The 2,997-nt window shown below is 49.9% G+C and carries 1 rRNA gene; it reads right to left on the bottom strand.

Annotation, left to right across the window (positions count from 1 at the left end):
- Positions 1-32 precede the first annotated feature (32 nt).
- Positions 33-2,946: ribosomal RNA gene (locus DOK81_RS06760) — 23S ribosomal RNA — on the bottom strand.
- Between the last annotated feature and the right edge of the window lie 51 nt (positions 2,947-2,997).

Genomic DNA, 2,997 nt, shown 5'->3' with positions numbered 1-2,997 from the left:
CAAACTCTTCCGAGTTTTTTCTTTTACCATTCTTGGTTAAGTCCTCGATCGATTAGTATCAGTCCGCTCCATACATCACTGTACTTCCACTTCTGACCTATCTACCTGATCATCTCTCAGGGATCTTACTTTCTTAAAGAAATGGGAAATCTCATCTTGAGGTGGGCTTCACACTTAGATGCTTTCAGCGTTTATCCCTTCCCTACATAGCTACCCAGCAATGCCCTTGGCAGAACAACTGGTACACCAGCGGTAAGTCCATCCCGGTCCTCTCGTACTAAGGACAGCTCCTCTCAAATTTCCAACGCCCGCGACGGATAGGGACCGAACTGTCTCACGACGTTCTGAACCCAGCTCGCGTGCCGCTTTAATGGGCGAACAGCCCAACCCTTGGGACCGACTACAGCCCCAGGATGCGACGAGCCGACATCGAGGTGCCAAACCTCCCCGTCGATGTGGACTCTTGGGGGAGATAAGCCTGTTATCCCCAGGGTAGCTTTTATCCGTTGAGCGATGGCCCTTCCATGCGGAACCACCGGATCACTAAGCCCGACTTTCGTCCCTGCTCGACTTGTTGGTCTCGCAGTCAAGCTCCCTTCTGCCTTTACACTCTTCGAATGATTTCCAACCATTCTGAGGGAACCTTTGGGCGCCTCCGTTACCTTTTAGGAGGCGACCGCCCCAGTCAAACTGCCCATCTGACACTGTCTCCCACCACGATTAGTGGTGCGGGTTAGAGTGGCCATAACGCAGGGGTAGTATCCCACCAGCGCCTCCATCGAAACTAGCGTTCCGATTTCTACGGCTCCTACCTATCCTGTACATGCGGTACAGACACTCAATATCAAACTACAGTAAAGCTCCATGGGGTCTTTCCGTCCTGTCGCGGGTAACCTGCATCTTCACAGGTACTAAAATTTCACCGAGTCTCTCGTTGAGACAGTGCCCAAATCGTTACGCCTTTCGTGCGGGTCGGAACTTACCCGACAAGGAATTTCGCTACCTTAGGACCGTTATAGTTACGGCCGCCGTTTACTGGGGCTTCAATTCGTACCTTCGCTTACGCTAAGCACTCCTCTTAACCTTCCAGCACCGGGCAGGCGTCAGCCCCTATACTTCATCTTACGATTTTGCAGAGACCTGTGTTTTTGATAAACAGTCGCTTGGGCCTATTCACTGCGGCTGATCTGACGATCAGCACCCCTTCTCCCGAAGTTACGGGGTCATTTTGCCGAGTTCCTTAACGAGAGTTCTCTCGCTCACCTTAGGATTCTCTCCTCGACTACCTGTGTCGGTTTGCGGTACGGGCCATTGTTTTCTCACTAGAAGCTTTTCTTGGCAGTGTGACATCAGGAACTTCGGTACTATTATTTCCCTCCCCATCACAGCTTGTCCTTAAAAGATTAAGCATTTGACTCAACCTAAGACTTACTGCTTGGACAGACATTTCCAATCGTCTGCTTTCCTTAGCCTCCTGCGTCCCTCCATTGCTCAAACAAAAACAACGGGTACAGGAATATCAACCTGTTATCCATCGCCTACGCCTTTCGGCCTCGGCTTAGGTCCCGACTAACCCTGGGCGGACGAGCCTTCCCCAGGAAACCTTAGTCATTCGGTGGACAGGATTCTCACCTGTCTTTCGCTACTCATACCGGCATTCTCACTTCTAAGCGCTCCAGTAGTCCTCACGATCTACCTTCAACGCCCTTAGAACGCTCTCCTACCATAACACCATAGGTGTTATCCACAGCTTCGGTAATATGTTTAGCCCCGGTACATTTTCGGCGCAGGGTCACTCGACTAGTGAGCTATTACGCACTCTTTAAATGGTGGCTGCTTCTGAGCCAACATCCTAGTTGTCTGTGCAACCCCACATCCTTTTCCACTTAACATATATTTTGGGACCTTAGCTGGTGGTCTGGGCTGTTTCCCTTTCGACTATGGATCTTATCACTCACAGTCTGACTCCCGGATATGAATGAATGGCATTCGGAGTTTATCTGAATTCGGTAACCCGAGATGGGCCCCTAGTCCAAACAGTGCTCTACCTCCATCATTCTCAATTCCGAGGCTAGCCCTAAAGCTATTTCGGAGAGAACCAGCTATCTCCAAGTTCGTTTGGAATTTCTCCGCTACCCACACCTCATCCCCGCACTTTTCAACGTACGTGGGTTCGGTCCTCCAGTGCGTTTTACCGCACCTTCAACCTGGACATGGGTAGATCACATGGTTTCGGGTCTACGACTACATACTCAAACGCCCTATTCAGACTCGCTTTCGCTACGGCTCCGTCTCTTCGACTTAACCTCGCATGCAATCGTAACTCGCCGGTTCATTCTACAAAAGGCACGCCATCACCCATTAACGGGCTTTGACTTGTTGTAGGCACACGGTTTCAGGTTCTATTTCACTCCCCTTCCGGGGTGCTTTTCACCTTTCCCTCACGGTACTGGTTCACTATCGGTCACTAGGGAGTATTTAGCCTTGGGAGATGGTCCTCCCGGATTCCGACGGAATTCCTCGTGTTCCGCCGTACTCAGGATCCTCCTAGGTGCTTTCCAAATTTCATCTACGGGGTTTTTACCCTCTTTGACTGACTTTTCCAAGTCATTCGATTATCTGAAAAAACTACCATATCGGAGTCCTACAACCCCAACAAGCAAGCTTGTTGGTTTGGGCTTTTCCCGTTTCGCTCGCCGCTACTCAGGGAATCGAATTTTCTTTCTCTTCCTGCAGGTACTTAGATGTTTCAGTTCTCTGCGTCTACCTCAAATATGCTATGTATTCACATATTTGTAACATCCTATAAAAGATGCTGGGTTCCCCCATTCGGAAATCTCTGGATCATAGCTTACGTACAGCTCCCCAAAGCATATCGGTGTTAGTCCCGTCCTTCATCGGCTCCTAGTGCCAAGGCATCCACCGTGCGCCCTTATTCACTTAACCTTATCAACCTTACGGTTGGGTTTTGACTTCATTTCTAGCGATAGAAACGTG

Source organism: Enterococcus sp. DIV0660C (assembly GCF_017316125.1).
Lineage (GTDB): Bacteria > Bacillota > Bacilli > Lactobacillales > Enterococcaceae > Enterococcus_B.
This window is presented reverse-complemented; position numbering and strand designations above follow the sequence as displayed.